Source organism: Trebonia kvetii (genome assembly GCF_007827045.1).
Classification (GTDB): Bacteria; Actinomycetota; Actinomycetes; order Streptosporangiales; family Streptosporangiaceae; genus Trebonia; species Trebonia kvetii.
This window is the reverse complement of the sequence record NZ_RPFW01000009.1, coordinates 359,310-373,870: the sequence shown is the minus strand read 5'-3', so window position 1 is coordinate 373,870 and position 14,561 is coordinate 359,310. Positions and strand designations below refer to the sequence as shown.

Below are 14,561 nucleotides of genomic sequence, written 5' to 3'. Positions count from 1 at the left end.
CCCGGAAATTATGCGCAGTGCCCACCCGCCAAACCGCCCCTGCCAGGCACTATGAGTCGGCACTGCGCATAACCCAGCACTGCGCATAGGGCGGCTTATGCATAGCTGAACATAATGAACCCTGCGGGGTTCCCCGGTCTCTCTCCTGCAAGGTCCCGTCGGGCAGCCGCAGCGGGGCGGCAAGCCACCGCTTCACATACAGCACCGCCCACGGGAGCGCGGTGTTCGCCTCCACCGCTTTGACGATGAGGTCCCACGGAACGCTGTCGAAGAACTTCCGGATGTCGAGATCGATCACCCAGCCCTTCTTCCAGCAGCGCTGCCGGCACCGCGCAACAGCATCTAGTGCGCCCCTGCGCGGCCGGTACCCGTAGGAGTCCCGATGGAACCTCGGTTCCGCCGCCGCCTCCAGCCGGGCAGCCACCACGGTCTGCGCGATCCTGTCCGCCACGGCCGGGACGGTGGCTTCATACTGCCCATCCTTGCCGTGGAGTGTTGGGATCATGCTCTTTCCGTGGTGCTCGTTGCTGGCTAGATGATGCCAGGGGTGCCGGCATCTGAGGCTGCTCAGCGGGGCAGCGGGGCGTTTTCCGTGGCCGGGTGCGGCGGGCACCGGGGTTGAGGTGCCCGGAGGCCGCGATGTGCTCGCGGCACGAGGCTTCGGTGGCGGCGTCCCAGGCGATGCAGAGCCGGTTCCCCGGTCCGCGCCTTGCGGTGAGCTGGCCGTTCTCGATCCAGTAGTAGACGACGCCGGCGCTGCAGCCGAGCTTGCCGGCCGCCTCTGCGACACTGACCTCGCCGTCGGCGCAGGGTTCCGGTGCCGGGATGCCGTAGGCGCGGCGGATCCACTGCACGGCCTTGACGTCGAACGGCCGGCCGTTCCCGGTGACCAGCCCGGCATCGTTGAGCTGCGCGGCTAGTTCAGCGGTCGGGGTGGACGGGCCGAGCCGGCGGACCATCTCCACCGCCGGCGACGGGCTGCGCCTGGCCGTTCCGGGGTGAGCAGCGCGGCTGACGCGGAGCTCGTCGGTGGCACCGGTGTGCCAGCGGATCCCGATCCTGGCCTTGGCCCTGTCGGGCTCGGGCAGCAGGGTGACGTCGGCGATAAGCGTGCGCAGCAGGCGCTTGCGGTCCTTGTTGCCGGTGGCGGGGTCGTGCCAGAGCCCGGGCAGGTCGGCGGCGAGTTTCTCCAGCTCAGCACGGCCCGGCAGGGGCGGCAGCGCCTCGGCCGCTGCCTCCAGTGCCTGCTCGGCCTCGGCGAGCCCGGCGAGGCGGGCTTCCCACCGTGTTTCCAGGGTGCGGGCGACGAGCCGGTTTTCCGGCTCGACGGCGGTGAAGGCGCGCTCGGCGCGCTCGGCGTCGTAGCGTGCGCGCTCGACGGCCAGCTCGGCGGCGCGGCCCGCCCGCTGGTGCCGGCTGGCGACTTCGCCGGCGGCGTCCAGGGCGAGCGCGACCTGCTCGCCGGTGAGCGCGTCCAGCAGCACGCGCGCGACCGCGTCATCGACGGTGGCGGCCGCTATCGTCCGGCAGGACGGGGTGGTCAGCCGGTCGGCACGGCCCGAGCACTCGTAGCCAGGGTGGTCATCGTCGTGGTAGTTGGTGCGCATCGGCTTGCCGCAGGCCCCGCAGTAGATGATCCCCTGGCAGAGGGCACCGCCCTCACGCGGCGGGCGGGCCCCGGCGTTGGTCTGGTTCGCGGCGAGCTTCTTCTCGTTGGCCAGGTAGTCCGCCCAGGTGACGTAGCCCTCGTGGTGGTCGCGGATCAGCACCGGCCACTCCGGGCGCGGGCGTTCGACCAGGCTGCTGCGCACGATGCCGTCCGGGCCGACGGTGCGGCGGGAGGTGTAGCGCCCGTGCACGTAGGCCCCGGCGTAGCACGGGTTCTTCAGGATTCCCAGGACGCGGGAGTGGGTGAGCCTGCCCCAGCGCAGCTGCCCGGCCCAGGCGCCGCCGTAGGCGCGCAGCGGGAACCTCCGGCCGGCGAACACGTCAACGACGCCGTAGGCGGACCCGCAGGCGGCGAACGCGGCGAACACGTCCCGCACCGCTGCCTGGACCTCATCATCGGGATCGATCATGATGCCGCCGGCGTCATCGTGGACCAGGCCGACCGGCAGCGGGGTGCGCAGCTCCCCGCGCGCGGCCGCGGCGCGCTTGTTGGCCTGCAGCCGCTGGGCCATCACGTGGAGCTCCATTTCTCCCATGGTGCTCTTGAACCCGAGCAGGACGCGGTCGTTCACGTCGGCGGGGTCGTAGACGCCGTCCGGGTCGATCAGCAGCGTGCCGGTGATCGCGGCGAACTCCGCCAGCCGGGCTACCTCGGCGTTCGACCGGGCCAGCCGGGTGATCTCGATGCCGAAGATCGCCCCGACCTCCCCGGTGCAGACCTGGGCGATCAGCCTGGTGAACCCTTCCCGGGCAACTCCCCACTTGCCGGAGATCCCCAGGTCGGTGTCGATCACCTCGATGTCGCGGCGCGCCCATCCCATCTCCGCGGCCCGGTCGGCCAGGGCGTACTGGCTGCGGGTTGACTCGGTGTGGTGGCGGACCTGCGCCATCGAGGACTGGCGCAGGTAGATCAGCGCCTTCCGGTCCAGGTGCGTACTGGTGATCTTGTGCTCGCCGTTCACGCGCGCCTCCCAGCGCCGAGACCGTCATGTTGGCCAGCGCCGCTACCGCCTCCGCCCGCGCGGAGCCTTCCAGGACGGTGGCGGCGCTCACGGTTACCGCAGCTCTCTTCGCGCCAGCAGCTCGGCGTTGACCGCCGAGATCTCCGCCAGCGCGGTCTCGGCCTGCTCACCACGGCGGAGATAACGCCGCACCACGTCGGCCAGGGCAGCCGGCACGTACCTGGCCCGGCCGCGCCCCGCCGGGCGCGGGGTGAAGTACGCATACGGGCCGTGCGGCTCGCCGTCCGCGCACCGGCAGCCGGGCCGGCCGCACCGCCGCGACTGCTCGGCCAGCGTCCCGGAAAGGACCTGCTCCACGTCGCCGAGCCGGGCCGCCGCGGCCCGGCGCCGGGCCAGCAGCTGCTCTGTGGTGAGGCCGCCAAGATCGTTCTTGTGTGCATTCATCACACAAGAAGATGCCGGCTCCGTGACCGGAAGTCAACGACCGCGCAGGTTCCGCGTCAGCGTGTCGAGTTCGGCCAGTCCCTCGGCCGACAGGCGGCGCGCTGCCTGCGGCTCGCCCCGGTCCGTCCACGCCAGCGGCAGCGTAATCTGCCCGCTGACGCCGCCGGAGCACACGAAGACCGTGTCCGGCCCGCGGCGCTTGGAGTAAAGAACCTCCAGCCGCTCGCCCTTCAGCGGGTGGAACGGGTGCGTGACAACTACGAAACCCGAAAGATCACTGGGAAACCCGGCACTATGCCGTGCCCGTCGGCACCCCGAGAACACGGACCCCTCCGCCATGCGGCTTTGGTATCTCCACCGCCTTTACCGGGGGCGGGAAGTAACTGCCCGACGACATCCGGTTCCAGATCTTGTAAAGGTTTCCCTTCAGATCCTTCTCGAACTCCGCCAGCGGCACCTCATCCACTCCCGGTGCGCCCTTATTGGCCCTGACCTTCTTGTATGCCTCCCATACCTCCTGCTTCGAGATCTCGAACGGCTTGCCTGACGGCTTCAGCTCGCCCATGCAGCTCCTCCCAGGTTCCTGGTTGACTGAACGAACCAGCCACGGACAACCCGGCCCCTTCGCTCCGCCCTCACCGCGCCAGGCAGGGGCTTCACCGCTACTACGAGCCGGTCCGACTGCACGCCCCGCGTCGGTACTCAGCGCCTCACAGCCTCATGCTGCTTGGACGCGCTCCCTCTCGCCGCCGTTGGCGGCAGTATCGGGGCATGCCCTCCCACGTTCCGCACGAGAGCAGCAGACCCGGGTCACGTCACCTCCACGCCGGACGCCGCCTGGCCAGTCAACGGGCTTCCGCCAGGCTTATCCCAGGCCAATTCCAAACACCCGGTTTCGACGCCATTTAAAGGGTGTATCGACGCTTCATCAGTGATCCCCTGACGGGGACCGCGCTCCGTCTCCCTGGTCCCCGCCTGACGCCTCTCGGGCGCCTTTTCCTGCATCGCTCACCACGACAGGCTTCAGCTAACGCAGCATGCAGGCGGTTTGAAGCCTCCCCCCGCAGGGCGGCTCCGGAGGGCCGAACCTCCATCTCCCGTGCAGCACCGAAGATCAGCTGCCTGACTACGTCACAGCGGCCTCCCTCGTTCGTGGCACACGGAATCTCACCCCCGCCGCTCAGGACCGGACGTGACAGTCTCCCGTCATCCGGCCCCCACAGACCGGCTTGCGGTGAACGCGACGAGCTTCCAGTGGGCGAATTTCCTCCCCGGCTCAGAAGTCAGCCGATGCCGCGGCCGTTCACGGTCAGCGTCACGTCGATGTTGCCCCGGGTGGCATTGGAGTACGGGCACACCTGATGGGCGGCGGCAACGATCCGCGCCGCCTGCTCAGGGTCCTGGACCTGCGGCAGGGTTACGTCGAGCTCCACGGCGAGGCTGAAACCACGCTCCTGGGTGGGCAGGAGGCTCACACGGCTGTCGATCGAGACATCTCCCACCTCGGCGCGTTCACGACGGCCGACCACGCCCAGCGCACTCTCGAAGCAGGCCGCATAGCCCACGGCGAAGAGCTGCTCAGGGTTCGTGCCGCCGCCCTCGCCGCCCATCTCCTTCGGCGATCGGAGCTGCACATCCAGCGCTCCGTCATTCGTGCGCCCGTGGCCGCTTGCCCGACCGCCTGTGACCGTTGCCTCCGCCGTGTACAGAACTCGCGCCATCTCGGCTCCACCTTCAGGACCTGCAGATTGCCCGGCTCCCAGCCCGGCCGGTGCAGTATCCGATAGTGAACGTCAGGATACGAGTCCGGCGCGTGACCGCTCTGACCTCACGGTACCCGGATGCACGCGGTAGCCGGACACCCGACGACTATCAAGATGCAGGAGCGGAACGACCGTCAGTCGGGCAACCACGAGGACAGATGCCCCAGTTATGGTTCGGCCCGGCGATTGGCTACGTTCTCCGCGCAGAGGGCCATAGCGGCGGTTCCCGCGCGTCGCACAACCTGGAAGTAACGACCCAGCGTGACGAGGGAGCAGGTCTCACCGTGCTGCCTGGTCCCGGTGCCGGGTCGGCAGCCGCGAAGGCCGCCCGCAGTTGACGGTTCTGGTCTACCGTCGTCATATGCCCGGCAGGAAGCGACCGGCTCACGGGGACGCCATGACCGCCCGTCGTGCCGTGCTCGATGGGCTCGCCCGCGATGATGACATCTTGGAGGTGCTGAGCGGGCTTGTGCCCCTGCACCCGCGCAACGACACGTTCCCCGGCGAGGTGTTCCTTCACCTCGCCGCGGACGCGCTGGAATGGTGCGGTGCCAGCCGGGCCGAGCCGCTGGCCCTAGAGGGACTACGCGAGCGGTTCCTGCCCGAGTGTGCCTTCCGCGGACGGCAGGACGCCTAGCTCCGCTACGCGATCCTGGCCGCGGCAGGCATCCATGGCGGGACCGAACCGGACCTGCTCGAGGAGATCGCCTTGTGGCAGACCGACGATTTCTGGCAGTACGCCATGTACGCGGCGGTCGCCTACATCCGCGCCGCCGCCAGCCGAGCGGGCGTCCCAGTGCGCCAGGCATGCCAGGACCTGGACGAACGCCCCGGCCACCCGGCGCTATAACGCCGATTCCGCGCGCAAGATGATCACTTGGCCGAAGCGCACGGGCGTGCACAGATAACCCAGTTCGGGCGTCCCTACTTCGTGCCGACGATGCAGCGGGCCATGCCCGGAATCCTTACCTTGCCGTCTTGTTCGTAGGTGCTGGCCTTGGCGATGACGGCGTTCGCGATCCGCTCGCGCGCCGGCTGGCCGGCCTGCTGAAGCGCCGCGACTGCGAGCGAGACGTGCTCGCTGATCATCTCCCAGTACTGCGCGGGCGATCGCGTCACGAGTTCGACGCCGACGTCCCACTCGGCAATGTCGCGCAGCCCCGCGGCCTCGTACAGGGCACTGACATATCCCGGGGCGGCGCACCGGAACATGTTCGGCCCGTCCGGACCCGGTGGCGCCAGCACCGCCTCCGTCGCGATTGCCTGCATGGCGATCGTCGTCCACGGGTTTTCCTCGGGCCTGGCCCATACCGACGAGCACAGGCGTCCGCCCGGCTTGAGTACGCGCGCGAACTCGACGGTCGCCTTGGCGACGTCGGGGAAGAACATGTACCCGAACCGTACCGAGATACTGTCGAATGTCGCGTCACCGAATGGCAGGTCGTCGGCGCTGCACACCCTGGTCTCATAATTGGCGATACTTTGCGCGTTCGCCCGCCGCGTCGCGACGTCGAGCATCTCAGCAGCAAGGTCGGTCAGAACGACGTGTCCTCGCGGTGCGAGCCTGGCGACGGTCAGCCCCGGCTCGCCAGTGCCTGCGGCAATATCGAGATGCTGCTGATCATCGGCGATGCCGAGACGCTCGATAATCGCTGTGCTGACCGGGCCAAGCTGATCCATGATGACCGAGTCCCACTTCTCCCACCCTGCAGAAAGCCCGGCCCACGTCACTCGCTGCACGTCTTGGATCTCATCGCCGCTCGGCATCGGCCCTCCCGCTATCGGATGCATCGACCGGACACGAAGGCACTCTTTGGAGGGAGTACATAATGCCCGGTAGGCGCGCCCCCGGCAAGTCAGCCAGAGAAGTCGCCAGCCGGGCGAGTCGGCGGGGAGAATCTCGCCCCCCGCCGCTCTCAGGACCGGACGTGACGGTCTCCCGTCATCCGGCCCTCACAGTCCGGCTTGCGGTGAACGCGATGAGCCGCCAGTGGGCGAACAGTTCGGGCTGGTGCTGGTAGACCTTCTGCAGCCAGTCCATCGCCTTGGCGTACTTGCCGCGGAATCGCTTGAATTTCTGCATAGCCCACCGGGCGAGGTGCTCGTTGATCCGCCATGCCAGGAAGCGCAACTCGGAGCGGTAGAAGGCCCCGTAGTAGTTGACCCAGCCTCTGACCTGTGGATTGATTTCCTCAGCGAGGCCGGACAGGTCCGCGCTGCTGCGCCGGTTGAGGTGCCAGTCCCTGATCTGCTGGCCTTTCGCCTTCTTCGCCTTGCCGCTGATGGCCGGGTTGAAGCCAGTGAAATAGCCTCTCGGCCCCTGAGCGGGACGGCCCCGGAAGGTATAGCCGAGGAAATCGAAGCTGGTCTGCCCGAAGTCCCCCCGGCGGTTCGCGTCCTTGCAGAACACGACCTTCGTCTTCACGGGATGCAGCTCAAGACCCAAAGTCCCGAGCCGCGCGGCGATGGCAGCCAGCAGCTCGCGGGCCTGGCCCTCGCTGTCGCAGTGAGCGACAATATCGTCCGCTTATACCGAGTCCCGGATTATGCCGACCCTGATGGCAGGTGCCCTGGTCAGGGTGGTGAGCGGGTTTCTGGTGTCGGCATAATCCTGCGGGTTCGCTGGCGGTCTGCCTGTCTGGTTCGTGTCAGTGGTTCCTCCAGACGGGGAGTTGATCATGGGCACGGACGATGAAAGCGCGGTGCTGCTGGCGGAGTTCCGCACGTGGCTGGACCGGCAGCGGGGCCTGTCGCCGGTGTCGGTGCGCTGCTATTCCAAGCAGGCGAAGTACTTCCTGGCCGCGGTCGGCGGGCCGGGAGCGGTGAGTACCTTGGGCGCTGGCGAGGTCACCGCGTTCATGGTGGAGCACTCGAAGGACCGCAACGGCTGGTCGGCGAAGGCGATGGTGACGTCGTTGCGCGCGTTCCTGCGGTTCGCGCACGCGACCGGCCGGACGGCGGTCCCGCTGGCCGGAGCGGTTCCGGCGGTGGCGTCGTGGCGGCTGTCCGCGCTGCCCCGCGGCCTGACGGCGGCCGAGATCGAGAGGCTGCTGGCGGGCTGCGACTGGGGAACGGCTACCGGGCTGCGTGATTACGCGGTCCTGTCGCTGCTGGCCCGGCTCGGGCTGCGCGGCGCCGAGGCCGCCGGCCTGCAGCTAGATGACATCGACTGGCGGGCTGGCGAAATCGCCGTCACCGGCAACGGCAGCCGCGCCGAGCGGCTCCCGCTGCCGGCCCCGGCTGGGGAAGCGCTCGCCGCCTGGCTCGCCGGCGGCCGGCCGGCCTGCGGGTCGCGGGCGGTGTTCGTCACGATGCGGCGGCCTTTCCGGCAGCTGACGCCCGAAGCGGTCCGGGCAGTCATGGGCCGGGCCTGCGAGCGGGCCGGCCTGGAGCGGCGGGGCACTCACCGGTTCCGGCACGCGCTGGCGACCGAGATGCTGCGCGCTGGCGCGTCGCTGCCCGAGGTCGGGCAGGTGCTGCGGCACCGCAGCCTGCTGTCCACGTCGCTTTATGCCAAGGTCGACCAGGACGCGCTGCGGCCGCTGGCGCGCCCCTGGCCGGGAGCAGCGAAATGAGCGGGCTGCGGGCCCGGGCCGGGGAGTACCTGGCCATGCGCCGCGCGCTCGGGTTCAGGCTCACCACGCAGGGCGGGCACCTGATGAGCTTCGTCGGCTTCTGCGAGGAACGCGGCGCCGGGCACGTGACCGCGGACCTGGCGGTCGAATGGGCAACCAGCACCACGCGGGGCAGCGGCAACGAGGTCTACCGCGACGGCCGGGACGTGCAGGCCCGGCTCCCGCTGCTGTCCACCTGGCTGGGCCACGTCGACCCGAAGTCGACGTACTGGTACCTCCAGGCCGTCCCTGAACTCCTCGCCCTGGCCGCAGGCCGGCTCGAGGCCGCAGGCGGGCAGGCCGATGAGTGACCTCGCCCCCATCTTGCAGGGCTTCTTCACCGACCGGCTTGCCCGGCAGAAGAAGGCCAGCCCGAACACGGTCGCGGCCTACCGCGACACCTGCAAGCTCCTGCTCGCCTTCGCGCAGGCCAGGACCGGGAAGGCACCCAGCCGGCTCAGCCTCGCCGACCTCGACGCCACCCTGATCGGCATGTTCCTGCAGCACCTGGAAGACAACAGGGGAAACGGAAGCGCGACCAGGAACGCCCGGCTGGCCGCCATCCACTCGCTGTTCCGCTATGCGGCCCCGCGGGCACCCGAGCACGCCGCCGTGATCAGCCAGGTCCTGGCCATCCCGCCCCGCCGCCGTGAACGGGCGATCGTCAGCTACCTCACCCCGGAGGAAACCGACGCGCTGCTCGCCGCCCCCGGCCAGGACACCTGGCACGGCCGGCGCGACCACGCCCTGCTCCTGCTCGCCGTCCAGACCGGGCTGCGGGTATCGGAGCTCACCGCGCTCGCCTGCCAGGACGCGCACCTGGGCGCCGGGCCTCACGTCCGCTGCCACGGCAAGGGCCGCAAAGACCGGGCAACCCCGCTGACCAGCCAGGTCACCAGGACGCTGAAGACATGGACCGCCGAACTCAGCCCCGGCCCCGGCACGCCGCTGTTCCCGACCCGGGCCGGCGGCCGGCTCTCCCGCGATGCCGTCGAACGGCTCGTCGCCAAGCACGCGTCCGCCGCCGCGGAGAACTGCCCGTCGGTCAAGGAGAAGAACGTCACCCCGCACACGCTCTCCTGCGAGCCGGCGTCGACACCTCGGTCATCGCCCTCTGGCTCGGCCACGAGAACGCAGAAACCACCCACATCTACCTGCACGCCGACATGACCATCAAGGAACAGGCCCTCGCCCGCGTCCAGCAACCCGGAACAAGCCCCGGACGCTACCGGCCGCCCGACAGCCTGCTCGCGTTCCTCGACAACCTCTAGCCACCGCCGGAACCCACGGATTATGCCGACCATCCGACAGCAGAACGCCTGCCGACCAGGGCACCTGCCATCAGGGTCGGCATAATCCGGGACTCGGCATAAGCGGACGATTTCGTCGTGCTCGTGCACGGCACCCGCGAGGACGCCGAATCGGTGCGCGAAGAAGGCGCTGACGTGCTCGCGCCAGTGGGCCTGCGGCTGTCGCCAGCCAAGACCCAGGTCGTGCACATGAGCGACGGGTTCGATTTCCTCGGCTTCCGCATCCGGTGGAGGCGCAAGAGGGGAACAGACAAGTGGTACGTCTACACCTTCATCAGCGACCGGCCCATCCGGTCGCTGAAAGACAAGGTTCGTGCCATGACAGGCAGGACATCGCAGTTGCCGCCCAGGGACGTGCTGATCCGGCTCAACCAGATCATGCGCGGATGGGCTAACTACTTCCGGCACGCAGTCTGCAAGCACACCCTCGATGCCCTCGATAATTTCGTCTGGCACAGGGTGATCCGCTGGCAGATGAAACTGCACCGCTGGAACTGGAAAGACGTCCGCCGAAGGCACACCGGACCAAACGGCCGGTGGCTCAGGCCAGCAACGGACGGGATCGAACTGTTCAGCCTCGCATCCGTGCGGTCACCCGGTACATCTACCGGGGCAGCAAGATCCCCAACCCCTGGACAATGCCAGACAACGCCTAACGGCAGGAACCGCGGAGAGCCCGCTGCGCGGAGACGTGCACGGCGGGTTCGGCGAGCGGCCTGGGGAAACGGACCGAGAGCAATCCGGCACCGCGCCCCAGGCCGACTCAACCAACCGGGGCCGGGCAGCCGCGGGGGGCTTGACAGCCGCTCGGCAGAGGTGACCCGGAAGAGCTGGCTTGCGGAGCTAAGCTTTTAGCTAGATCGTGCTTATGGGAGGCACCCGTGACGGCAGGGCGCAAAGACGGGACGGCGGGCGCACTGGGCCGTCTGAGGACCTCACATGCCGACCGCGAGCAGGCGATCGACGTGCTCAAGGCCGCGTTCGTTCAGGGGCGGCTGACCAAGGACGAGTTCGACTTGCGGGTCGGCCAGGTACTCGCGTCACGGACCTACGCGGACCTGGACGCACTGACCGCCGACATCCCTGGCGGGGTGACCAGCGCCCAGCCGCCGGCCGAGCACGCCCGTGAGCCGGGCAGGGTGCTCAGCTTCAAGACAGCGGCCCGCGTTGGCGCGGTCGGTGCCGGCCCGAGCATGGCTTCTGCTGCGGTGGTGCTGGTGCAGTCCAGCGGAGTCCCGGCGGTCGCCGGCGTACTGCTCGTGGGCCTGACGGGCTTGTTCGTGGCCGGGCTGCTGGCCGCGCTGCTGATGCTCCTGTCCTGGGTCGTGTGCCGCTCGCAAAGGGGAGCCGCGCAGGGACCGCCATCGGGTCCGGCCGGTCTGGCATCCAGGCGCCAGGCGCCGACCCGGCAACTGCCGTCGGCGAGGCACGATCCACGGCATATGACCGAAGCGGCCCGGAGCCGCCTGCCTCGCATACGGGTTAGCCCGGTTCAGGGCCGCGGTGGCGTTCTGGCCGTGAACAGCTGCTGATTCCGGCGGCAGCCGCACCTGCGCGGTGTGCCCAGAGCTATAACGTCAGAACCAATTCTTCAATAAGGCGGATATCGAGTTCATCGAGGTCGCGCTGGCGCTTGCCTGCCCCCGAAGGGCACGGGCAGGCGTGCGACTCGACTGGGGGCACTGTTGAACAGGTCCGACCGGTCGCCAGTAGCTGTCCCGCAGGACAACCCTTCCCAACCCGGGGGTGTCCAGGTGCTTTCCGGGCCTGGAACGACGCGACGTGGTAGCTACGGCCGGGATCGGCAAGAGTCGCCGGGCCGCTTAGTAGTTCCTGCTGGCAGCAAACCTGGTGCTATTGTCTGACCGCGCATTCAGCATTTCTGGGCTGGGACTGAGCGCGGGCATGAGGCGTCCTGCGGCCGAGGGCTGGGTTCTGTGTGCCCGTAGCGGTAAGGAAACCGGAGCCGCTTGGTACTCGGCAGTTTCAGAGGCTGGCGAGGAAGCTGAGCAGGCGAGGCCACAGCTGCGCATCGGCCTCCTGGTCCGCCTGGAAGGAGATGGAGCCTTCCGCGGCGACCGTGGCCGGCCCGTACGGTTCGTACGGGACCAGGGACCCGACGCCGTGCCCGGCCTTGGGGTAGGGATACAGCACGTGCGACCACTGGTCGTGGTGGTCGTCTAGCAAGTTCACGATGGCCTGGCCGTAGGGGCATGACGTCCATGCCTGGTCGTCCTCGCCGCAGTCCAGGAACACCGGGCCGTTAATCCGCTGATCGGGGATGACTGCGGCCGGGTCGTCGGGCGGGGAGGGGCTGTCGTAGTCGTGCGTGTAGGGCAGCGGCTTGTCGTGCAACGTCCAGGCCGGACCCGCGCAGCTCGGATAGGAGCAGTTGGCGGCGTTGCTGGGCACCGAGCCGATGACGGCGTGCACCAGGCTGGGGTAGTGCACACCGAGCAGTTGCGCGGCCTCGCTGCCCCGGGAGATGCCAAGCACCGCGATCGCACTGGGGTCCACCCCGGGCTGATGTGCGAGCCAGGTCAGCGCCTTGGCGAAATACTCCAGCGGGATATCCGACAGCGTCTGCGGCAGGCCCGGCTCCTTGAAGTAGGCGACCCCGAGGGCGGGGTACCCGCTAGCGGCCAGCATGGCCGGCAGCACGGTCGGCATGCCGCCAGGCAGGCCGTCGAGCACCAAGACCGCCGGGCGGCGGGTCGTGGTCGTCCCGGCGTGCCAGTACTGCCCCATGAAGCCGTTGGCGCTGACCGACTCGTCCTGCTGGGTCAGGTGCGCCTGCGAGATCGTCCGCTGGAATTCCCCCGACGCGACTCGCGCCCCGCCGGCGTTCACCGAAACCGCGAACATGCGCGGGGCGCTCCCCCAGGAGTAGGCGCCGAGCGGGGGAGTCTTGGTCGGCTGCATCGACCAGATGAGCCCCATGCCGGAGATGTCGCTGTAGCTCCCCGACAGGACCGCAGCGCTGTTCAGGTCAATGTCGCCCTCCGCGTCGGCCCGGTAGACAGCCGAAGCCTGCCACCGTACCCCCGCGGCGTCAGTCGGGCTGACCTGCACAGTGGCCCGCTGCCCGCCGACCAGCCCGGCCACGCGGATCTGCACTGGCTGATCGGCCACTGAGGTTCGCGGCGTTACCGTGACTGTCGCCCTCGGTACCTGAGCCGATGCGCTGCAGCCGGCCACCGGAGCGGCGAGCAATAGCGCCACTACGAGCAGCCACACCCACCTGAACCGACGCACTTCTCCCCTTCGCATAGGCGAAGCGTACAAGTACTAGCAATTCAGCAACAAGTATCTGAAATATTGCATCAATTCTCTGCACATTTGCATCGACTTTCCGCAAGACGACGACCTTCGGCTGGCTGGCAAGCCCTCTGGCCGAACGCGGGTTGTCACGACCGGTCGAGGACGCGGGTGACTCCGGCCGCAACGGCGGTGGTCAGCCCCGGAATGCTGGGTCCGTGCGCGCGCAAACACGGAGCAGACATGTGGACAAACCGGACACATAAAATGACCTAGGACGGTAAGACCCCAGGTCAGACCCAGTGCGCCGCCAGGTGTGCCGCCAGGGACTTGAACCCCGAACCCGCGGATTAAGAGTCCGCTGCTTTATTCGTTTATTCTCCTTGAACTGCTATCAAGAATGCTAGCACGTGCCGTGAGCTGCCGTTCTGTCCGGTCGCCCGCACCCGCGCCGCGCTGCCGGATACCGAGTGATGCCGGGGCGTACCGGGGCGTCCGAGCAAACATGGAGCAAACATCGGTGCGCACTGGTCTAGACCATTATGGCGAAAATGCTCTTGGTTCCTGCTGGTGTTGGATCACACCGTCAGACCACATCGCCGGGACTGCTGCCGTGACTCAATCTCCGCGTCGGGCGAGTACTCGTGGCCGAACTGCTTCTCGTAGGCCTTGAGCAAGATCCTCAGTAGGACTCGTGCCGCTTCGGGGTTCAGTTCCGGCGGTTTCAGGCGGCAGGATCACGGTGATCTCGTCGCGCTCGGGGCCCGGCTTGGCCATGGCTCCTCCTTCACCTCGGTCGACACTTGGACCGCTCCCCTAGTAGGTCACCGGGGGGATCGGGCAGGCCGGATTCAGAAGTGCGAGGTACATCGTCTGCGCGACTACCGCGTAACCGACCGGCGTGAGGTGCGGGTAGCCGGTCTGGGGGTTGGCCGTCATGCCGTCCGCGACGTAACCCGAGGCCATCACCCGCCTGCTCGCCCCCATCAGCGCCCCCTCAACCTCCACGCAGCCGTCCTGGCCGTGATCCTGGCGAATCCAGTTGTTCACCTGCTGCCTCGTCACCTCCTTAGCCGCCGTCGCGCTGTAGTTCGTGCCCGGAAGGGTGGCTATGAAGGTCTTGGTCCCGGCCGTGTTCGCCATTGCGATGAGCTGCTTGTAACCGTTGACGATCTGAGTGGCCGTCGATCCGTTGCTGACGTCGTTCTCACCGATCCAGATCACCACGGCGTCAGCGTCCCGGTTGTCCGCGAGCATCGTGGCGAACCTGACTGAGCACGGGTGAGGATCGTGAGTGGTTGCCGTGGTAACCCGGTCTCCGACGATGCCGTAGTTGAGTACGTTCCATCCGCTCAGAGCCGCGAGCTGACGAGGATAGCTGTCACCTTCGTAGTCAGCGCTGGCCTCGCTGAACCCGCCGGAGCCGCCGCCCCAGCCCCACGTGGTGGAAGACCCGAAGGCGAGAACCTTGCTGTAACTTGCCGTCATAGTCTTCATCCTTCATTCCGCGCGGGCAGGCGCGCGGGCTTTCGGGTGTCTATT

General features: G+C 68.3%; 17 protein-coding genes. 7 read left to right on the top strand and 10 right to left on the bottom strand.

The window, feature by feature from the left end:
• Window positions 1-49 precede the first annotated feature (49 nt).
• The 6 genes from EAS64_RS38500 to EAS64_RS38475 form a co-directional block, all read right to left on the bottom strand.
• Complete coding sequence (locus tag EAS64_RS38500; protein WP_145861373.1) at window positions 50-505, bottom strand: reverse transcriptase domain-containing protein; 456 nt, start codon at window positions 503-505, stop codon at window positions 50-52.
• Window positions 468-2,630 carry a recombinase family protein gene (locus tag EAS64_RS38495; protein WP_145861371.1) on the bottom strand — a complete coding sequence of 721 codons (2,163 nt, stop codon included), beginning with the start codon at window positions 2,628-2,630 and terminating at the stop codon, window positions 468-470. Before EAS64_RS38495 ends, EAS64_RS38500 begins: the two co-directional genes overlap by 38 nt.
• A 93-nt stretch (window positions 2,631-2,723) precedes the next feature.
• Window positions 2,724-3,074, bottom strand: a complete 351-nt coding sequence (locus EAS64_RS38490) for a DUF6788 family protein (protein ID WP_145861369.1) — start codon at window positions 3,072-3,074, stop codon at window positions 2,724-2,726.
• Window positions 3,075-3,107: 33 nt separating this feature from the next.
• On the bottom strand, window positions 3,108-3,413 hold the full coding sequence (locus tag EAS64_RS38485) for a DUF5372 family protein (protein ID WP_145861367.1): 306 nt from the start codon (window positions 3,411-3,413) through the stop codon (window positions 3,108-3,110).
• Complete coding sequence (locus tag EAS64_RS38480) at window positions 3,367-3,639, bottom strand: RNA-dependent RNA polymerase family protein (protein ID WP_145861365.1); 273 nt, start codon at window positions 3,637-3,639, stop codon at window positions 3,367-3,369. The genes EAS64_RS38485 and EAS64_RS38480 overlap by 47 nt, the downstream gene beginning before the upstream one ends.
• Before the next feature lie 718 nt (window positions 3,640-4,357).
• Window positions 4,358-4,795, bottom strand: coding sequence for an organic hydroperoxide resistance protein (locus EAS64_RS38475; RefSeq protein ID WP_145861363.1), 438 nt, complete (start codon window positions 4,793-4,795; stop codon window positions 4,358-4,360).
• Between the two features lie 439 nt (window positions 4,796-5,234).
• Here EAS64_RS38475 and EAS64_RS38470 point away from each other — a divergent pair, with 439 nt between their 5' ends.
• On the top strand, window positions 5,235-5,474 hold the full coding sequence (locus EAS64_RS38470; RefSeq protein ID WP_145861361.1) for a hypothetical protein: 240 nt from the start codon (window positions 5,235-5,237) through the stop codon (window positions 5,472-5,474).
• A 72-nt stretch (window positions 5,475-5,546) separates the two neighbouring features.
• The gene (locus EAS64_RS44215) at window positions 5,547-5,687 is read left to right on the top strand and encodes a hypothetical protein (protein ID WP_187366485.1); all 141 of its coding nucleotides are present in this window, start codon (window positions 5,547-5,549) and stop codon (window positions 5,685-5,687) included.
• A 74-nt stretch (window positions 5,688-5,761) separates the two neighbouring features.
• On the opposite strand, the gene EAS64_RS38465 is transcribed toward EAS64_RS44215, so the two are convergent.
• Together EAS64_RS38465 and EAS64_RS38460 are read right to left on the bottom strand one after the other, a co-directional pair.
• On the bottom strand, window positions 5,762-6,604 hold the full coding sequence (locus EAS64_RS38465) for a class I SAM-dependent methyltransferase (protein WP_187366484.1): 843 nt from the start codon (window positions 6,602-6,604) through the stop codon (window positions 5,762-5,764).
• Between the two features lie 175 nt (window positions 6,605-6,779).
• On the bottom strand, window positions 6,780-7,262 hold the full coding sequence (locus tag EAS64_RS38460; RefSeq protein ID WP_187366483.1) for a group II intron maturase-specific domain-containing protein: 483 nt from the start codon (window positions 7,260-7,262) through the stop codon (window positions 6,780-6,782).
• 253 nt (window positions 7,263-7,515) lie between these two features.
• Between EAS64_RS38460 and EAS64_RS38455 the strand changes: the two genes are divergently transcribed.
• The 5 genes from EAS64_RS38455 (at window position 7,516) to EAS64_RS38435 (ending at window position 11,293) form a co-directional block, all read left to right on the top strand.
• A complete protein-coding gene (locus tag EAS64_RS38455) occupies window positions 7,516-8,412 on the top strand; it encodes a site-specific integrase (protein ID WP_145861357.1) in 897 nt (298 codons plus the stop codon).
• Entirely contained in the window at window positions 8,409-8,762 is a 354-nt protein-coding gene (locus EAS64_RS38450; protein WP_222849915.1) for a site-specific integrase, read from the top strand. The genes EAS64_RS38455 and EAS64_RS38450 overlap by 4 nt, the downstream gene beginning before the upstream one ends.
• Entirely contained in the window at window positions 8,755-9,621 is an 867-nt protein-coding gene (locus EAS64_RS38445; protein ID WP_222849914.1) for a tyrosine-type recombinase/integrase, read from the top strand. Before EAS64_RS38450 ends, EAS64_RS38445 begins: the two co-directional genes overlap by 8 nt.
• Before the next feature lie 218 nt (window positions 9,622-9,839).
• The gene (locus EAS64_RS38440; protein WP_222849913.1) at window positions 9,840-10,616 is read left to right on the top strand and encodes a group II intron maturase-specific domain-containing protein; all 777 of its coding nucleotides are present in this window, start codon (window positions 9,840-9,842) and stop codon (window positions 10,614-10,616) included.
• A 26-nt stretch (window positions 10,617-10,642) separates the two neighbouring features.
• Entirely contained in the window at window positions 10,643-11,293 is a 651-nt protein-coding gene (locus tag EAS64_RS38435) for a DUF1707 SHOCT-like domain-containing protein (RefSeq protein ID WP_187366482.1), read from the top strand.
• Between the two features lie 454 nt (window positions 11,294-11,747).
• Here EAS64_RS38435 and EAS64_RS38430 read toward each other — a convergent pair whose 3' ends face one another.
• Window positions 11,748-12,893: an acyl-CoA thioesterase/bile acid-CoA:amino acid N-acyltransferase family protein gene (locus EAS64_RS38430; RefSeq protein WP_187366481.1), complete on the bottom strand. Its 1,146-nt coding sequence runs from the start codon at window positions 12,891-12,893 to the stop codon at window positions 11,748-11,750.
• Between the two features lie 942 nt (window positions 12,894-13,835).
• Window positions 13,836-14,507: a GDSL-type esterase/lipase family protein gene (locus tag EAS64_RS38425; protein WP_187366480.1), complete on the bottom strand. Its 672-nt coding sequence runs from the start codon at window positions 14,505-14,507 to the stop codon at window positions 13,836-13,838.
• Window positions 14,508-14,561 lie beyond the last annotated feature (54 nt).